Genomic DNA, 18,421 nt, shown 5'->3' on the forward strand with positions numbered 1-18,421 from the left:
AAGTCATTGACGTTGCAGGTAGGCGGCCAGTAAACGCACCCCGATGAGCTGACTCAAGTCAGTGATTCGGGTAAGTGTGCACAACCAACCCCCCCTGCGGCGTCAAGGACGAAGAAGAGCATACCCAAAGTCATTGACGTTGCAGGTAGGCGGCCAGTAAACGCACCCCGATGAGCTGACTCAAGTCAGTGATTCGGGTAAGTGCGCGCAGCCAACACCCCTGCGGCGTCAAGGACGAAGGGTATTACCAACGTTCAGCTTTCCACGCCACCTGCTGCTCCGGCGTCAGGAACGTCCATGCCACAAACCGGCTGACTTTTTGCCCTTGTGCCATATCAATGGTGCGGACCTCAACGGCGTTGGCATAGCGCAGGGCATGATAGATTGCCGGTAAGGTGGTCTTCTTCGAGATCAATGAAGTGAACCAAAAGCAGTTTTGCGCCTTAGTTGCGCTCTCTGCCACCATGCGACTAACAAACCCTTCTTCTCCACCTTCACACCACAATTCGCTATTTTTCCCGCCAAAGTTTTGCACCGGTTTAGCGGCAACTTCACTTTTACCCAATTTGTGCAACTTGCGACGCGTGGTTGCTGCGGCCTCTTCGGCGGAGGCATGGAACGGCGGATTACATAGTGTGGCATCGTAACGTTCATTCACCGCCAAAATACCGTCGAAAATAGCTTGTGAGTCTTTTTGCTGTTTAAGTCGTAAGGTGTTTTTCAGCGTCGGGTTCATTGACACCACCATTTTTGCCGCACTGAGTGCTTGCGGATCAATGTCAGTCCCGGTAAAACGCCAGCCGTATTCCCGCTGACCAATAATCGGATAAATACAGTTGGCACCGACGCCAATATCCAACAGCGCAATATTTCTACCCTGCGGGATAACCCCTTCATTACAACTGGCCAATAAGTCGGCCAGATGGTGCACATAGTCAGCACGACCTGGGATCGGTGGGCATAAAAAGTCAGCTGGAATATCCCAATATTCAATACCATAGAAATGCTTCAGCAATGCCCGGTTGAGCATTTTGACCGCCAGAGGATCGGCAAAATCGATAGAAATATCACCATAGGCGGTAGCTGCCAGAAAAGGAACTAACTCCGGGCAACTTACTGAAAGAGCATCAAAATCATAGCGTGAGCGATGACGATTTCGGGGATGCAATCCGCTTTTTTCTTTGGGGAATATTTTTTTGTTTTCCATCGTCTGGCTCTCTGATCGGCATTTTCTGGCGCGTAAGATAGCATAAATTGCCGCAGAACGGGTGGTGGGTATTGCCATCAAAATAACAGCGAATCCTATCGGTAGGCGACTTCATTTGATGTTATCGCCACGATTTACTCAGAATAAATGGGCTTAGTTCAGTGCCACTCTCTGATACCACTTTACCCCGTCGCTCGCGCAAAAACTCACATAGCCTCAATCTGTTGCAGCGCATGCTCGAGGGTATCAGCCCGCCCGACCGCCACCAGACAACATGCTAACTGTTTTTGGATAGCATCAGGAATAGGCCATTCACCCGCCAAACAACCTTCAATCCAGCGGGCCGTTATGGCGGCATCTTTCGACGAGGGTAACACCAGTTCGCCCTGCTCTAACTGGCGATCCAGTAAAATTTGCTGTTCCCCCCCATTGATGTAATGAATTGGTGGGCAACGCGATGGGTTAGCATAAACCTCCCCTTCGGTCCCTTGCTGTAGCAGTGCCGGTGCGCCGATCGCCTGAAAGAAGCCGCCGACTTTTTGCATATATTCTGGGTGCGAAACACTGGCAAGACGCAATGCATTATCGTGAATAAACGGTGTTGCCAGTTTCGCCAATGTGTGACTGCTATTTCTAACCCCCATCCGCCAGCGTAACTGTAATTGTTGGTCTAATTGAGTCGATAATGCTGATACAGGGATAAATACCGGCAACCCGCTATCAAGCCGTTGTTGGGCTTCAGCGGCATCAAGTGACCACGGAATATTCAGTTGCTGGAAAATCTCGGCACTGGTTACCCGGCTGCTGTCCTCAGTCACGCCGTGTACCACCACCGGTAACCCCAGACGTGAAAGTAATAATGCCAATAACGGGGTCAGATTAGCCTGTTTGCGCGCACCATTATAACTTGGGATCACCACGGGGAGTGGATAATCCATTGGCGCGCGTAGTGGCATCACCTGTTCTTGCATCGCCTGATAAAAGCCCAGAATCTCCTGTTCGGATTCACCTTTAATACGAAAGGCTATCAGGATCCCCCCTAGCTCCAACTCGGGGACCTGCCCTGCCAACATGACTTTATACAGTTCATAAGCGGTAAGCTTGTCCAGATCACGCGCATGATTCTTACCGCGCCCAATCTCTTTAATAATTTTACTGTAATCCATGGTGCGGCATTTCCCCTGTCCGTCGCGGTTAAACATAAATCAGGTAACTTATTGCTGAAACTTTATCACTAATAGTGATAGCGATACCCGAAATAATTAGAACTGCGCGGCTAATAGAGAGGAGTGGTACTGATGGTAGGCTAGCGGGTGAAACCCGCCACTGCCAGAACAACTTGCGGCAGTGACAGGCAAACTACAGTGGTTTGTTTAACTCTTCCGGTGGGCTAAATAATACCCGATAAATAGCGCCACCTAAGGCTCCGCCTACCAACGGGGCCAGCCAGAATACCCATAACTGCTGCAATGCGATTCCACCGGCAAAAATAGCTACAGCGGTACTACGTGCGGGATTTACCGAGGTATTATCCACTGGAATACTGATTAAATGGATCAGTGTAAGACATAGCCCAATAGCCAACGGCGCTGCAATTGCATGAGAAGGTTTATCGGTCGCCCCCATGATAACCATCACAAACCCCATGGTAAGAACCACTTCAGCCACCAGTACCGCTTGTAAGTTATATCCCCCCGGCGAGCGAACACCAAAACCATTACTGGCGAACCCGGCACTGACATCAAACCCGGCTTTGCCACTGGCGATTAAATACAAAATAGCGGCCCCGGCCAGCCCCCCCAGCACTTGCGCCACAATATAAGGCACTAATTGTGCGCCAGAGAAACGCCCACCCACCCATAAACCGAGTGACACTGCCGGGTTAAAATGCGCACCTGAGACATGCCCCAGTGCATACGCCATCGTGACGACAGTCAGCCCAAACGCCAATGCCACCCCCAAAAATCCAATACCCGCCACCGGGAACATTGCAGCCAATACTGCGCTACCACACCCGCCTAACACCAGCCAGAAAGTGCCAATAAACTCTGCCATTAGCTGTTTCATTCTGCTTTACCCCTGCCTGCTAAACATGTCGATAACAGTTAACGTTGCCGCTAACCAATAACCCGCAATTTACACCGGAGGTACTGCCAGGCTTGACTTGCTAGAGTCAGCTCACCAGCGGCTTATATAATCTTAGTCATTGGATTTATACGCATAGAAAAAGATTTCAGATGAAAACAGTTTTCACTGTATTTATATGCATTTTCACAACAACTTCAGAACACAATAAAAACAAAATTAAAATAGCATTCCACATAAAATGGAATTATGTTTTAGTTATGTGATGTGCAACTCGAATAACTTTTAGCATTAAAGGGATACTTTATTTGTGACAACATCATTTGTCATAAAAATGTTAATAAAAACATATTTTACGATATGCATATCTTCGGGGTGAGGTGGTAAGTTGGATATATTGCTTAGTTTAGTAAAAACACCAGCAGTAATAATTGCCATTGTGGCATTTTTAGGTTTACTCTTTCAAAAAGCATCTGTTTCTCGTTTAATTACCGGTACTTTCCTCTCTTTTATCGGGTTTACGATGATAAAAGTCGGTGGCAGTATTTTAATGAAGGTACTTACGGCATTCAGCACACTATTTTCCAGTGCATTTAATATTGTCGGTGTCGTACCCAGTAATGAAGCTATCATGGCGGCAACAATTGATAAAATTGGTGCAACAGCAGCACTTATTCTGCTATTTTCTATGATACTCAACATTCTGTTGGCAAGGTTTACCCGGTTCAAATTTATCTATTTATCATTACACCTTGTTTTATTTATGGCTTTTGCATTGACTGCCGTGCTTATGCAACTGGGCTACAGCCATTATCCAATAGTTATTATCGCCACAATTATTATTGGTTTTTATATGGCCGTATCACCCTATATTCTTAGCCGATTCAGTCGTGAAATCATTGGTTCAAATGAGTATGCTATTTCCCATGCCGCAATTTCCTCTTACATAATAGGCTCTTACATGGGGAAATGGTTCGGTAATAAAAACTCTGACACTGAAAACATTAAAATCAGTAATAAGTTTGATTTCCTGCGCGAACCCAATATTGCCACACTATTAACCATGTTAATTTTGTTATTGATATCTTGTATTTTTGCGACACAACCGCAGATTACAGATGCAATGAAATTGGTTTATGGGGCCGGTGCTGCTGATAAAAATGTGATTATCTTCATCTTGGAGCAGTCGGCTATTTTTACATGCGGGCTCTATTTAGCTAAGGCTGGAGTTAATTTATTTACCGCTGAAATCGTCCCTGCCTTTAAAGGCTTCGCGCGAGTATTTGCACCAGGCTCTGTACCTGCCGTTGATGTTATGGTGCTATTTACCAAAGCACCTAATGCGACACTAATCGGATTTTTGATGAGTTTTTCCGTCGAGCTGGTTTGTATCCTTATCTTCCCATTTATTGGATTGCCCATTATCGTACCAGGCATTATGGCCAGTTTTATTACCGGCGGTGCAGCCGCTATTTTTGGCAATGCGACGGGGGGGTTCCGTGGAGCACTTATCGCCAGTGGTATTAACGGGCTGCTTTTATGCGTGCTACCAGCACTAACATTGCCTCTGTTCTCTCATTTGGGCGCTCAGGGTGTTACTTTCGCCGATCCAGACTTTACATTGTCTTCATTAATTCTAGATCACGTACTCCGACTGTTTAACTAAAGGTTAAGGCCGGTGATGCCGGCCTTTTACCTCAACAGAATACAGAGTGTTTTGGTCTTCGCGAAAACATATCGTTTTAATGAATAAAGAAAACATGCTTATAAAACAGTCCGTTTCCGCCGCCCTCTTTTTACCGCCGCCTTCGCCGGGGCTTTTATTACCGCAGGCGGAATAATCACCCCCGTCGGCATCTCCGGTTGTTCAATTGGGAAGACCGGTAGTGCCGCCAACAATCGTGAACCATAACCCTTAGTCAATAAACGCCGATCGTAAATAACAATCTCACCGTGGCATTGATTACTACGAATCAAACGACCAACCTGTTGGATCAGATTAAACGAGGCACTTGGCAAACTTTGCACTTCAAACGGATAACGTTTTAACGACTTCAGCCACTCCCCTTCCGTGAGAATTACCGGGCTATCAATCGGTGGGAACGAAATTTTGTGAATATGAACCTGGGTCAACAATTCACCTTTCAAATCCAACCCTTCAGCAAATGATTGCAGACCAATCAATACACTGGCAGTACCGTTATTGACCCGCTTACGGTGCTCTTCCACCAGTCGGTAACGGGGTTGGTCCCCCTGCACCAGCAGCATCAAACGCAGATCGGTCACATGGCTGAGAAAGGTTTGCATCGCCCGATGACTACTGAACAAAATCAACATTCCTTTATGCCGCCCACTGGCCTGCTGCGCACGGAAAAATTGCGCCATTTCAGCCAGATGTTCAGCTTCATGGGCCATAGTTGGCTCGAAGCGCATTTTGGGAATAATCAACTTCCCCTGTTCAATATGGTTAAACGGGGAGGACAGTGTTTCAAACCGGTCGCCGGCCTTCTCACTCAGGCCACTGAGCTCCTGCAAGCGGGCAAAGCTGTTGAGTGAACGTAATGTCGCTGAAGTCACAATCACATGGGGGACTTTACGCCATAACATTTTATCTAGCTGGTCACTGACACGGATGCCAACACAGTGGAAATAGAGGTGCGTTTGATTCTCGCGATAATCACGGGTTACCCATTTGGATATCGGCGCATTCGAGGCTTTTTCCATTGCCGCGAGCCGCCAAAGTTTGCTCATGGCCTCCAGATAACCCAGTGTACGGCTCATTTGCAGGATGGCGCGATGCAGACGCACAATATCGTGCTTACCGGTTTGCTCACTCAAATCGTTCAGTACAAATTCGACCAAACCGCGCAAAGCATCGGTCAGCTTGAATAATTTGGCGCAATCTTCTGTCAAACTCCCCGGTAACTCACCCATTTCAAAACGGTACACCGCCGGATTGGCATCAGCAGGAAGCAGCTGACTGACTTGTTGTTCCACACTCAACATCAGCTCGCGCAACTGCTCGCAATGGTCTTTCAAGCGCTCTGGATTCGCTAAACCAGGCGGATTTTTAGGCCGGTATTGCACCATGCATTGATCCACCAGCCGCACAATCATATCCAACTGCATATTGGCAAAGAACGCGGTGATCTCACCTTCAATTTCTAGCGCATCGCGCGCTACATCAGGCAAATGGTGGCCTTCATCCAATACCAACAGTAATTCTTTCGGATTGGGTAGCACCGATTCAGTTTCCAATGCAGCCATCACTAATGCATGGTTGGCGACCACAACATCGGCACTTTCGATTTCTTTGCGCGCAATAAAGAACGGACACTCACGGAAATAATGGCAGTTACGCCCAAGGCAATTAGCCTTATCGGTACTCAATTTAGTCCACAGGCTATCACTAAGCGCCAACTGATGATGGTCACGCAGCCCGTCCCAGACATGGCTGCTCAGTAGCTTAGACAGCGTCAGACAAGTCGCTTGTTCCTCACCATTGGCGGGGGCCAATTCATCGCCGAGAAACAGCGATAAATCCCCTTGGCCAGAAACATCCGTACACATAGCCGCCAGATTACGTGGACACACATATCGCCCACGCCCGAAAGCACCGGTAAATTTAAGGTCGGGAATAATTTTCTTCAATAGCGGCAAGTCTTTACTGTAAATCTGATCCTGTAGCGCCACATTAGCAGTGCTCACCACCAGTGGTTTGCTTTCTGCTCGGCTGACTGCAATGCCAGGGATCAGATAAGACAGCGTTTTGCCAACACCGGTCGGTGCCTCAATAGCCAAATGACGGCCAGCATCACCGGCCAGCGTTTTCGCCACTTCGGCGATCATCTGGCGCTGCGGTGCCCGGGAGATAAAGTCCGGGATCTGCTGCTGGAGAGCCTTATACCACTGACTGATTTGTTCTTTTACTGCCGGGGACAACGCCATGCATATCTTATCTAAACTGAGTGTTGCCCTATTGTCCCACACCACAACGCTGGCGTCAGCCCGAAAGCACCGCCGTAGTAGCTGAAATCCTCTGACCTGGCAAATCACCGCGTGCTGAAATTTACGCAATGTCGCAGTTATTTATGATTTGTCATAAATATATCACACAGATGCGGTAAAAATTCTGCGCTGGCCGAATTCAGATAGATATTGAATACAGCAAAAAAATCTTCTACTCGCGTCTTTTTAAATAAGAGAAACAGGGCAAAAATATGAAACGTAATCTTCTGGCAATCCTGGTACCGGCTTTATTAGTTGCCACTACGTCACATGCAGCAGAAATTTATAACAAAGACGGTAATAAACTTGATTTATACGGAAAAGTCAAAGCACTGCATTACTTTTCTGATAATAATAAAAGTGACGGCGATAAATCTTACGTGCGTTTTGGTTTTAAAGGTGCCACCCAAATTACTGACCAACTGTCCGGTTATGGCCAGTGGGAATATAACATTGCCGCTAACTACGCAGAAAGCCAGGAAACAAAAGACAATAAAACACGTTTAGCTTTTGCTGGTTTACGTTACGGCAAATTAGGTTCAATCGATTATGGCCGTAACTATGGTGTGTTATATGACGTGGCAGCCTGGACCGATATGTTGCCTGAGTTCGGTAACGACAGCTACACCAGAACCGATAACTTCATGACCGGTCGTACTACCGGTGTGGCTACTTATCGCAACACTGATTTCTTCGGTCTGGTTGATGGGCTGAAATTCTCGCTACAATACCAAGGCAAAAACGGCAGCGAAGCTGATAGCAATAACGGCCGCGCAGATGCCACCAAACAAAATGGCGACGGTTTCGGTTTGTCTTCCAGTTATGAAATTGGTGCTGGCGTGAGCGTGGCTGCTGCATATGCTTCTTCTAACCGAACTACGGCGCAGAAGAACGGCAACTTTGGTAAAGGCGATAAAGCTGATGCCTGGACAACGGGTCTGAAATATGATGACAACGGTGTTTATTTGGCCGCAACCTATGCTGAAACCCGTAATATGACCCCTATCTCAGGTACGGCAACCATTAATAATGTGTCAACTGGTGTAAGTGGTTTTGCTAATAAAACTCAAAACGTAGAATTAGTGGCACAATATTTATTTGATTTCGGTTTGAAACCATCGCTGGCGTATGTTCAATCTAAAGGGAAAGATATCGAAGGGATCGGTGATACTGATCTGGTTAAATATGTTGATATCGGTGCGTCTTATTACTTCAATAAAAACATGTCCACCTATGTTGATTATAAAATTAACCAGTTGAGTGATGATAATAAACTGAAACTGAATACTGACAACGTTGTTGCGGTCGGTTTGGTTTATCAGTTCTAAATTTTTCGCCTTAGTATGACCCTCATTAATTTACTGTTTGAATGCTTCATTGTGAATTTATTACCTGTTATTACGCCGGGATAACTCCCGGTTTTTTTTTGTTATTTATACCCTAATTAACTATTCACCTTGCTGAGTAGTCACGGCCAATAACCAGGTATCTCGCCGCGCTTCAGTTACCGCCCCTTTGCGCTTCGCCCCTTCCTTACTCGGCATAACAGTAAAGTCGGCTTGTTTGATCCACCGCTGATAGCGATTCTCGCCTAGCGCTTTATCTGCCTGAACCATCAGTGGTACCAACCGCACTCCCATGTGATCAAGACTGCGATAGGGCCACTTTGTCTGTTCATCAGAATAAGGAGCCATAAAATCAAGCGCTTTAATCAAACTACTGCCATTAGGTGTTTGATAACGCCACAAGTCGATTTGCACTTTATCTGCCAACTGCGCCATCAACGTCGCCGCCTGCAAACTGAAATAACTGTAATGAAAAGAACGGGTCCGTGCCAATTCCAGGGGTTGCGAGCCTTCCGCAGCGAGTTGAGTATCCAGTTTGGTTTTCAATAATTCAGCCATCTCGCGAACCCGTTGTGGTTGTTGCAAATACCAGGCAATTCCAGCCACCTGGACTGTGTACCAGCTACCGTGATTATTCTGCGCCGCCGCCTCTTTTTTACCTGCCGGGCTGTGCTGTAGCCAGTGTAAGTATTCCGTCATCCACTGTTGCATCTGCTTTTCATCTTGCGCCGTCCAACGTTTATTCTGCCGCAACATAATCAGTGAATCGACAATACGAGTGGCAAAGTAGCGCCCATCCAAAACACCGGTGCCACGTCCCGCAGCAATACCCGGCACGCCCTGAGCATAATCGAGGTTCGGGTTCATGCGCGTTTGCGGGTTGATAAACCAGGTTCGAATCATGCTAATCGCTTTATCAGCATATTTCTGCTGGCCAGAAAAATACCAGGCCAGCGTCAACGCCTGTACCTGAGCGGTAAAATCAGCCAGACGTACCCCGTCGCTATCCGCATTTTTACTGGCTGGATTTATCTGCCCATCTTTGCGCATCCAAGGTAACCCATCACTTTTTTGGCTATCAGGCCACCAGTAGGCACTAAGACTGAGATAGTCATGTTTCGAACCACTGGGCGGCACAATACTCTTGTCAGTGACACTTTGATCTGGCCGTTGCAGCGCTTTATCCGCCTGCTGTAATAACTGCTGGTAAGCCCGTATGGTCTCCTTTGGCGCCTGGTTTTGCGCAATACTCTGCTGGTTATGCTGCAATTCACTGGCAGACCAAAAAGCATAGTCACTGTTTAGCGAATTACTCTGCGCTGCATCGGCAAACGGGATTGCGAGCAAAATAAATAGCACCATCAACCCGGCGTATCTCCGCACCGGATTTAGTGTTCGAAAATCAAACCGGCGAGTGATTAGCAAAGCTGTTGATGTCATAAATAATTCGCCTTATCTGATAATTAACAATATAAGCATCGGATTTTATGCATCATGCCTGAAGCAACCTTAGCTTGCATGGGAAGCACTGAAACTATCAGTTGTTTATTAACTCATCAGTTATTATATTCAAGAATAACTCACTGTTTTTGCGTAAATTTCAGACGAAAAATTAAAACGTAAAAAAATGATAAAAACCTTTGCTAACGGCAGCTATTCTCATGTTTACTGATACCTCGATGTTTCACCGCTCCCTTTATTATTGAATAATTATGCTTAAGCAAAATAGCCGTAATCTGTGGTTGCTGGTTGGTTCACTTTTCACTTTATACTTCGTTTGGGGTTCGACTTACCTGGTCATACGTATCGGGGTAGAGAGCTGGCCCCCATTGATGATGGCTGGCTTACGTTACCTGATTGCGGGTGTACTGCTGTTCAGCTTTTTAGCCATTCGTGGTCACGCCCTGCCCACATTCCGCCAATGGCTGGGCGCCAGTGCGATAGGTATCTTATTATTGGCTATCGGTAATGGGCTGGTTACCATCGCCGAACATCAACATGTTCCCTCAGGGATTGCCGCCGTTATGGTGGCGACTGTTCCACTATTCACTTTGTGTTTCAGCATGTTATGGGGGATGCGTAACACAAAACTGGAATGGTCGGGGATTGCTCTCGGGTTGGTAGGTATCATCTTGCTCAATACTGGTAGCAACTTATTAGGTAATCCGGTGGGGGCAATGCTGATATTATTGGCCTCAGCCAGTTGGGCATTTGGCTCGGTCTGGGCTTCACGGCTGGCGCTCCCCAGTGGTGCCATGTCCGGTGCCGCACAGATGCTGGTTGCAGGTGTGGTGTTGTTGCTTGCCAGTACGCTAAGTGGTGAACAACTGGAACAAATGCCGACCATGGGTGGCATTCTCTCGTTACTTTACCTGATTGTTTTCGGCTCAATGCTCGCCATTAGCGCTTATATGTTCTTGCTAAAAAATGTGCGCCCGGCGGTCGCCACCAGTTATGCCTATGTGAACCCGGTTGTTGCGGTGTTGCTCGGTATTGGCTTTGCCGGTGAAAGTTTATCAACCACTGAATGGTGTGCATTAGCCGTGATTGTTTCTGCGGTAATATTGGTCACATTGGGGAAATTTCTGTTTAAGCCTCGTTAAGCTGCAACCGCCGGCGTGTTTATTTTATCCAGAATATAAATGCATCAACCATGTAACATGGTTGTTTCATTCAGTGAACAGATTATAATTCCCTCTGTTTCGATAAAAAGTGAAAAAATTATGCTAAGAAAAGCACTCATTATCCTGATTGCGATAATGGCACTGAGTTCATTAGGTGGCGTTTTTCTCGCCGGGTTGAACATCTATACCCGTTCAACCACCCCACATGAAACTGAAACGACCGAATCCTCCCCACTGTCTGATATTGGCCCTGCGGGCTTATCCAACAATGGTCAGGAATCACCGTAAGCGCCCATCCAATCGCGGCATCGTTGTTGCAAAAAAGTCTGTAAACCCCTGACCCGCTCTGATACCTGCGAGCGGTGGGGGCACAATAGATTTAATGGTAAGACTTCGCCCTGCCAGCTTGGCAATACCTGAACCAAACGCCCTGACCGGATATCATCGACTACATCAATAGCAGCCTTATTGGCAATACCCAACCCCGCCAGTGCCCAACGTCGCGCTATCTCACCATCATCACTGACGTATTCACCGGACATCGTCACCTCTTGTTCTTCCCCCTGTCGCATTAACCGCCATTGGTTATAAAGTCGACCATTGCGCTGATATAACACCGAATGATGGTCGGCCAATTGAGCCGGTGTCTGCGGCACGCCGTAACGGGCAAGATAGGCAGGGCTGGCACATAACATACGCCGATGTTGAGTTAGAACGGGCAATGCCACCAAACTGGAATCGGTAGGCACCCCGAAACGCAAAGCAATATCTACCGGTTCGCGGAAAAGGTCGGCGTGGCGGTCGTTGAGTAACAAATGCAATTGAATATGCGGATGTTGTTGTTTGAAATCATTCAGCCAATCGACTAATAAGTTACGGCCAAAGTCTGAAGGGGCTGAAAGTTGTAATACTCCAGATAAGCCCGTCATTTTTTTCTGAATTGCCTGTTCTCCCTCAACTAATGCCCCTAACGCAATACGTGCACTATCAAGATAGCTGGCCCCTGCTTCTGTTAGGCGCAAACTGCGGGTTGAGCGGACCAACAAGCGCACACCCAATTGAGACTCCAGGCGTTTTACCGCAATACTGGCTGCTGCGGGTGTGATATTGAGCCGACGAGCAGCCTCAGACAAACTACCGCAATCAACCGTTCGAACAAAAACATCCAGATCACTAAATGAGATCATTAGTAAATTTCCTTTACAGGTGATTGTCTTTTTAGTCGATTGTTAGACAACTTTCAATAGATGACTATAGATGAAGAGTGAAACCCTTATTTAAATACAGGACTCATTATGGACATCACAACGTTATCTCAGCATCAATTCAGTTCTCCACTCAATCAACAAAAACTGGTTATTCTTGGAGGCAACAGTGGTATTGGCGCAGCCGTGGCTTATGCCGCCATCAGTCGAGGTGCCAAAGTCGTCTTGGTTTCGCGCCGTTCGGCAGGCTCACAATCTGTCGATCACGATAGTGCTATGTTGCGCTTATCTGCTGATATGACTGATGCAGAATCACTCAAGCGTCTGTTTGCACAGGTCGGAACCTTTGATCACTTGGTTATTACCGCCGGGCCTGCGGTGCAAGCACACGCTTTGGCAGACACCTCTTTAAGCGAAGCTCAGGAAAATTTTGATGTAAAACTGTGGGGAGCACTGCGGGCGATACAATCAGCGTTACCTTATCTGCACGAACAGGGTTCAATAACCCTGACGTCAGGTTTGTTGTCACGTAAGTTTGTCAGCGGCCAGTTCATCAAAACAGCTATTAATGCTGCATTGGAAGCAGTCGGTAAGCAGTTAGCCAAAGAACTGGCCCCACGACGGGTCAATGTGGTCAGCCCAGGCGTAACCGCGACTGAAGCTTATAATAGTATGAGTAATGAGCAGCGACAGGCTATGTTTACAAAAATGGCAGCCTCACTACCTGTCGGTCGAGTCGGCCAACCGGTTGATATTGCGGGTGCCTTTGTGTTATTGCTGGAAAACAGTTTTATGACCGGTAGCGTGATTGATGTTGAAGGTGGCGGCTTGTTGTAATTGATATCACTTAGTTTTTCTATTGAGCCATACACGGGGCAATGACTGCCTCGTGTACTGCACAGTAAAGTGCTTATCTCAGCGATTGCTTCAGCAGAAGATTGGCTTGTTTACTCACACCAATAACACTTCTTATCAAAGTGTTATTACTCCGGCTGAGAACGCTTTTTCTTGCATCCTTCTAATTACGTCATAAGCCGAAATTGGTAAAACACTAAATGATTTTATTAATAACCTATCTTTGGCAGACGCGGCTTCAGGAGAATTAACGGTAGCCGTAATAGCCTGGCGGATCTGGGTAAGCTGTAGTGCTGAAGTTGACAATGAAGTGATAAGTGGCAGGCCAGGAGCCGCATCGGTTTGCGCTATTATTTTTAATCCGGCAACGGCTGAGGGATTGGCTCGCTGTAATAGTGCAAAACTGACACAATCTATTGCGGCAATATCGGCCTGTCGCTGTTGGATCATCGAGATCGAATGGTAATGCCCGCCAGAGGCCAAACTGTGAGAAAAAAAATGCCCATTGATCGCCAATGGTGCAATTAAAGCACGTGGTGCATTGTATCCAGACTGAGAATCCATACTGTTATAGGCAACTATTCTATGGCGAAAATCTGCCAGTTGTTGGCCTTTTTCATCAGCACGGACCATAACCAAACTACGGTAATATTCCCCCGAACAGTAAGGTGATTGATAGCTAAATACCCCAATCAATTGCACCTGCTGTTGCAATAACGTCACCAGAGGAAAACCGCAGGTTTGGCTCAACAGCAAATTAGGATCACGCCAATGTTGCAGTAAATCAGTAGGCCAGATGAGTTGATCACTTATCCCTGTAGCACCATCTATCCCTATAACCCCATGACGGTGCAGTTGTTGCGATAATAACCGCCAAAAAGGCAGAACATCCTGCGGCTCGACACCATACATAGGAAGTGAAATTAGCATAGGCACCTGTTACTAATCAGAGCGCAAAACAGCCAAAACATTAATCGTGCCGGTCTATCGGAAGAGATTGTAATTCCCGCCAACGTGACAGCCGCCTGGCCCAACGAGCAAAAATCATATCCGTAATAATAGCCAATAGTGCGACCACAACCGCCCCCTGAATAACGTAAGCCGTATTAAAACCGCTAAGTCCGATAATGATCGGAGAACCCAAGGTTTTCGTCCCAACGGTTGACGCTATTGCGGCCGTACCTATATTGATAATGACCGAGGTTCGGATACCTGCAACGAGAATAGGTGCTGCCAGTGGCAATTCAACCTGCCACAAAATCTGCCTGGCACTCATTCCCACCCCTTCTGCCACCTCATGAATGCCGCGGGAGACAGACTCGATACCGGTGATAGTTCCTTGTAAAATCGGCAATAAACCATAAAGCACCAAAGCGATAATGGCGGGTTTCTCACTAAATCCCATCACCGGTACGGCAATAGCCAGCACCGCTACCGGTGGAAAAGTCTGCCCCACAGCAACAACGGTTTCCACCACTGAACGAAACTCTTTCCCCATGGGACGTGTCACAGCAATACCCGCACTCACTCCTATCAAAACAGCGATAACACTGGAAACCAGCACCAATAAGACATGAGCAACCACTAGTGACCAGAATGTATCTTGCAGGTAGACAGGCCGATCGAGATCAGGAAATAACGCGGCAAAGAAACCGTGCAGAGAGGTCATACCAAAAACCAAACCGGTCAACAGCAGCAGCGCCCAGCACAGAGGGTCTTTTAGCCAACGCAGTACATCGGATACTACCCATTTAAACGCTTTCTTTGTTGGCTTATAAGTATGAGCCGTATCACGGGTATGAGTGGTATCAGGTTTCACACGCTCCCCTTATCTGCCACCAAATCAGCAAAATAAAGTACACCTAGTGATTGCCCATATTCATCGGCCACCGGCAGTTTATCGGTCTGACGAGAAACAAACAGGGAAAGCGCCTCGCGCAGGCTGGTAGTACCGAGAATCGGCGGCCCTCTCAACGTTTCACCGCGCCTGACCCGTTGTTCAGCCCACCCCAGTGATAACAGCTTAATTCCGAGATCACTACGACCAAAAAAATCACGAACAAAATCATTGGCGGGTTGAGTTAGCATTTCAAGAGGCGTTCCCTGCTGAATGACTCGGCCTTCATCCATCAGAACTATGCGATCAGCCAGACTCAACGCCTCATCAATATCATGAGTCACCAGCACGATAGTCCGACCCGATAATTGATGAATACGGGTAATTTCAAACTGGAGTGCCGAGCGCGTCACGGGGTCTAACGCCCCAAAGGGCTCATCCATCAATAAGACTTCAGGATCTGCTGCCAAGGCGCGAGCGACACCGACACGCTGTTGCTGCCCACCAGACAATTGATGAGGATAGCGGTGGAGAAATTGTTCTGGTTCAAGATGCAGTAGCTTAAGTAATTCGATGACGCGTTGGCGAATACGGTCCTGGGGCCATTTCAACAACTGTGGCACAGTGGCAATATTGCGCTCCACCGTCCAGTGTGGAAATAAACCTATCGATTGGATGGCATATCCCATCCGCCGCCGAATATCTTCAGGTTTATAGTTACGAATTTCTTCACCAGCAAAATGAATCTCCCCCTCATCATGTTCAATAAGGCGGTTAATCATTTTTAGTGTGGTCGATTTACCGGAGCCAGAGGTACCGATGAGTACAGTAAACTCACCCTTGGCTATCTGCAACGTCAGATTATCGACCGCTCGTTTACCGGCAAAATATTTACTTACCTGATGGAAATGAATCATCGACGTGAAGTATCCATAAAAATAACCATAAATTTAAACAGCGAATCAACCACAACCGCCATCACAATCACGGGGATAACGCCAAGCAGCACGAGATCCAATGCGCTGCTAAGCAAACCTTGGAACACAATCGCGCCTAACCCACCCGCACCAATCAATGCAGCCACTACAGCCAGCCCTACTGTTTGTACCGCGACAATGCGGATACCGGATAAGATAAGTGGCATCGCAATAGGTATTTGCACCTGAAAGAACAACTGGCTGCGAGTCATCCCCATACCTCGGGCCGACTCGACAACACTGTCAGGCACCGACTCTAGCCCTGCGACCACATTGCGCACTAATGGCAACAATGCATAAAGCACCAACGCGACAATAGCCGGGGCCAGACCGATACCGCTGACACCATGCTCTGCTAACCAGGGGAGAGCCGCAGCCAGCCCCGCTAAAGGCGCAATTAGCAGGCCAAATAAGGCAATAGATGGAATGGTTTGAATAATATTCAATGTCGAAAAAATGGTGCTTTGAAAATGACGAGAGCGAAAACAGAGTAAGCCGAGTGGGATCCCCAAAAGGATGGCGGGTATCAATGTTGCGAGTAAAATCTGAAGATGTTGCCATAGCGCATCATTAAATACGTCTTGCCGGTTAACGTACTCTTTCATTAACGATAGTTGATCCAACTGCCCCATCATGAGCAATATCACTACCGGCAGAAGCAGTAAGACATTAGCCACACTGCGCCACACAGGGTTAACAATGGCACGAGATAAGCTATCGACGGCAATCAATAGACTCATCCCACTCATCAGCCAGAACCCTCCACCTAATGAGGTACGTGCCAGACTCTCGCCACCTCCGGCAAGCTGTATGGCGGTCGTGCCAGCCAATAACAACAAACCCAAAAGCAGCAACTCGGCAAATAATACTGTTAGCCAATACAGCACGATATTTTGTCTTAAGAACGCAAAAATAAGCAGGATCAGAATAGGAATTAGCACCACCCCATTTGATCCACTTATCAGCGATAACAACGAGATCCCTTGCCCGGAAATCAATCGGTTAGGTGCATGGCTCACAAAAGACAGCCCAGCACCTGATAAAACCAATAAAATAGCCAGTACTAGCAGGACCCGGTTTTTGACAGCCATAAAAATCCATCTCCATGACAGGTAACCTTTGTTGTAATAACGAGTGACCTGTTTCTTTGATAGCGCTATAAATCAGGTGCCTACAGCGCCATCTCTGACACCCACCACTATCCTTTAACAAACCCTTTTTCTTTCAGATAATTAGCTGCCACTTTTTTCGCATCCTGACCTTCAACCGCAATACGGGCATTCAGTTTTTGTAGCGTCGGCCCATCAAGGGTAGCAAATACAGGATTGAGTAAAGCAGGTATCGTTGGATGTGCTTTCAGTGTGGCCTCACGAATGATCGGCGTCGGCGCATAAATAGGTTGCACACCCTTAGTGTCTTCGAGTGTTTGTAAGCCTAAAGCAGCAACCGGGCCATCAGTGCCATACGCCATGGCAGCATTAACACCAGAGGTCTGTTCTGCCGCAGCTTTAATCGTCACCGCAGTGTCACCACCGGCTAATGATAACAATTGGTCTTGATTCAATTTAAAACCGTAAGCTTGCTGGAAAGCAGGCAAGGCATCTGGCCGTTCAATAAACTCGGCGGAGGCCGCTAATTTGAATTTACCACCAGCATTAATCCATTTGCCCAAATCCTCCAGCGTTTTCAAGTTATTCGCTTGGGCTAAATCCTGGCGTACTGCAATGGTCCATGTATTGTTCGCTGGAGCAGGTGAGAGCCACACCAGTTTGTTCTTCTCGTAATCTAACGCTTTGACTTTTTCATAGCCTGCTTTCGCATTTTTCCAAGCGGGATCTTTTTCATCCGAGAAGAAAAAAGCCCCATTACCGGTATATTCAGGGTAAATATCAATCTCACCCGCAGTGATAGCACCACGCACTACTTTGGTGGTGCCCAACTGTGATTTATTGGTGGTTTTTATCCCGTTAGCATCCAGTACCTGCACAATAATATTGCCCAGCAATGAGCCTTCAGTATCAATTTTTGAGCCAACTCGGACAGTATCTGCGGCCTGTGATATACCGGTTGATGCCGTTAGCACCATTGCCGCCAATGCAAAAATCCGTCCACGGGTTAGGGTCATTGCCATGCTTACCTCTCATGTGCTCAAGGGTGAGTTAACGTTCATTCTTACATACTTGTAGTAGCTGAATGTTTACAGGGTGTGCGGCCAGGACATCTTTAACAGATGAGTAACCATATTAGATTTAGTCCAAAACAAACCAAATAACCAAT

At 47.2% G+C, this 18,421-nt stretch carries 16 protein-coding genes; 5 read left to right on the forward strand and 11 right to left on the reverse strand.

Annotated features, from left to right (window positions below):
* Positions 1 to 244: 244 nt before the first annotated feature.
* The 3 genes from rlmF to aqpZ form a co-directional block, all read right to left on the reverse strand.
* On the reverse strand, positions 245 to 1,207 hold the full coding sequence (gene rlmF, locus V1952_RS12100; RefSeq protein WP_420071672.1) for a 23S rRNA (adenine(1618)-N(6))-methyltransferase RlmF: 963 nt from the start codon (positions 1,205 to 1,207) through the stop codon (positions 245 to 247).
* A 206-nt stretch (positions 1,208 to 1,413) separates the two neighbouring features.
* The gene (ybiB, locus tag V1952_RS12105) at positions 1,414 to 2,373 is read right to left on the reverse strand and encodes a DNA-binding protein YbiB (protein ID WP_420074805.1); all 960 of its coding nucleotides are present in this window, start codon (positions 2,371 to 2,373) and stop codon (positions 1,414 to 1,416) included.
* Between the two features lie 193 nt (positions 2,374 to 2,566).
* The gene (gene aqpZ / locus V1952_RS12110) at positions 2,567 to 3,274 is read right to left on the reverse strand and encodes an aquaporin Z (RefSeq protein WP_083159448.1); all 708 of its coding nucleotides are present in this window, start codon (positions 3,272 to 3,274) and stop codon (positions 2,567 to 2,569) included.
* A gap of 406 nt (positions 3,275 to 3,680) precedes the next feature.
* On the opposite strand from aqpZ, the gene V1952_RS12115 reads away from it, so the two are divergent.
* On the forward strand, positions 3,681 to 4,958 hold the full coding sequence (locus V1952_RS12115) for a PTS ascorbate transporter subunit IIC (protein WP_420074806.1): 1,278 nt from the start codon (positions 3,681 to 3,683) through the stop codon (positions 4,956 to 4,958).
* 98 nt (positions 4,959 to 5,056) lie between these two features.
* On the opposite strand, the gene dinG is transcribed toward V1952_RS12115, so the two are convergent.
* A complete protein-coding gene (dinG, locus tag V1952_RS12120) occupies positions 5,057 to 7,240 on the reverse strand; it encodes an ATP-dependent DNA helicase DinG (RefSeq protein ID WP_420074807.1) in 2,184 nt (727 codons plus the stop codon).
* Between the two features lie 272 nt (positions 7,241 to 7,512).
* On the opposite strand from dinG, the gene ompF2 reads away from it, so the two are divergent.
* Entirely contained in the window at positions 7,513 to 8,628 is a 1,116-nt protein-coding gene (gene ompF2, locus V1952_RS12125) for a porin OmpF2 (RefSeq protein WP_372558412.1), read from the forward strand.
* 120 nt (positions 8,629 to 8,748) lie between these two features.
* On the opposite strand, the gene V1952_RS12130 is transcribed toward ompF2, so the two are convergent.
* Positions 8,749 to 10,086 (reverse strand): alginate lyase family protein, encoded by a 1,338-nt coding sequence (locus tag V1952_RS12130; RefSeq protein WP_420074808.1) that lies wholly within the window; start codon positions 10,084 to 10,086, stop codon positions 8,749 to 8,751.
* A gap of 272 nt (positions 10,087 to 10,358) precedes the next feature.
* Here V1952_RS12130 and yedA point away from each other — a divergent pair, with 272 nt between their 5' ends.
* Positions 10,359 to 11,249 (forward strand): drug/metabolite exporter YedA, encoded by an 891-nt coding sequence (yedA, locus tag V1952_RS12135; RefSeq protein ID WP_083159458.1) that lies wholly within the window; start codon positions 10,359 to 10,361, stop codon positions 11,247 to 11,249.
* Positions 11,250 to 11,369: 120 nt separating this feature from the next.
* Entirely contained in the window at positions 11,370 to 11,558 is a 189-nt protein-coding gene (locus tag V1952_RS12140; protein ID WP_032815427.1) for a hypothetical protein, read from the forward strand.
* On the opposite strand, the gene V1952_RS12145 is transcribed toward V1952_RS12140, so the two are convergent.
* Complete coding sequence (locus V1952_RS12145; protein ID WP_372558410.1) at positions 11,543 to 12,457, reverse strand: LysR family transcriptional regulator; 915 nt, start codon at positions 12,455 to 12,457, stop codon at positions 11,543 to 11,545. The genes V1952_RS12140 and V1952_RS12145 overlap by 16 nt on opposite strands.
* A gap of 108 nt (positions 12,458 to 12,565) precedes the next feature.
* On the opposite strand from V1952_RS12145, the gene V1952_RS12150 reads away from it, so the two are divergent.
* On the forward strand, positions 12,566 to 13,312 hold the full coding sequence (locus V1952_RS12150) for an SDR family oxidoreductase (protein WP_420074809.1): 747 nt from the start codon (positions 12,566 to 12,568) through the stop codon (positions 13,310 to 13,312).
* A 135-nt stretch (positions 13,313 to 13,447) separates the two neighbouring features.
* Here V1952_RS12150 and V1952_RS12155 read toward each other — a convergent pair whose 3' ends face one another.
* The 5 genes from V1952_RS12155 to osmF all read right to left on the reverse strand — a co-directional run bounded on the left by V1952_RS12155 (position 13,448) and on the right by osmF (position 18,275).
* Positions 13,448 to 14,242, reverse strand: a complete 795-nt coding sequence (locus tag V1952_RS12155) for a phosphate/phosphite/phosphonate ABC transporter substrate-binding protein (RefSeq protein ID WP_420074812.1) — start codon at positions 14,240 to 14,242, stop codon at positions 13,448 to 13,450.
* Between the two features lie 58 nt (positions 14,243 to 14,300).
* Entirely contained in the window at positions 14,301 to 14,999 is a 699-nt protein-coding gene (locus tag V1952_RS12160; protein ID WP_420074813.1) for an ABC transporter permease, read from the reverse strand.
* 146 nt (positions 15,000 to 15,145) lie between these two features.
* Positions 15,146 to 16,084, reverse strand: a complete 939-nt coding sequence (locus tag V1952_RS12165; protein ID WP_420074810.1) for an ABC transporter ATP-binding protein — start codon at positions 16,082 to 16,084, stop codon at positions 15,146 to 15,148.
* Positions 16,081 to 17,235, reverse strand: coding sequence for an ABC transporter permease (locus V1952_RS12170; RefSeq protein WP_420074811.1), 1,155 nt, complete (start codon positions 17,233 to 17,235; stop codon positions 16,081 to 16,083). Before V1952_RS12170 ends, V1952_RS12165 begins: the two co-directional genes overlap by 4 nt.
* A gap of 107 nt (positions 17,236 to 17,342) precedes the next feature.
* Positions 17,343 to 18,275 carry an ABC transporter substrate-binding protein gene (gene osmF / locus V1952_RS12175; RefSeq protein WP_083159470.1) on the reverse strand — a complete coding sequence of 311 codons (933 nt, stop codon included), beginning with the start codon at positions 18,273 to 18,275 and terminating at the stop codon, positions 17,343 to 17,345.
* Positions 18,276 to 18,421 lie beyond the last annotated feature (146 nt).

It is taken from the genome of Yersinia sp. 2542 StPb PI, from assembly GCF_048593855.1.
GTDB lineage: Bacteria > Pseudomonadota > Gammaproteobacteria > Enterobacterales > Enterobacteriaceae > Yersinia > Yersinia enterocolitica_E.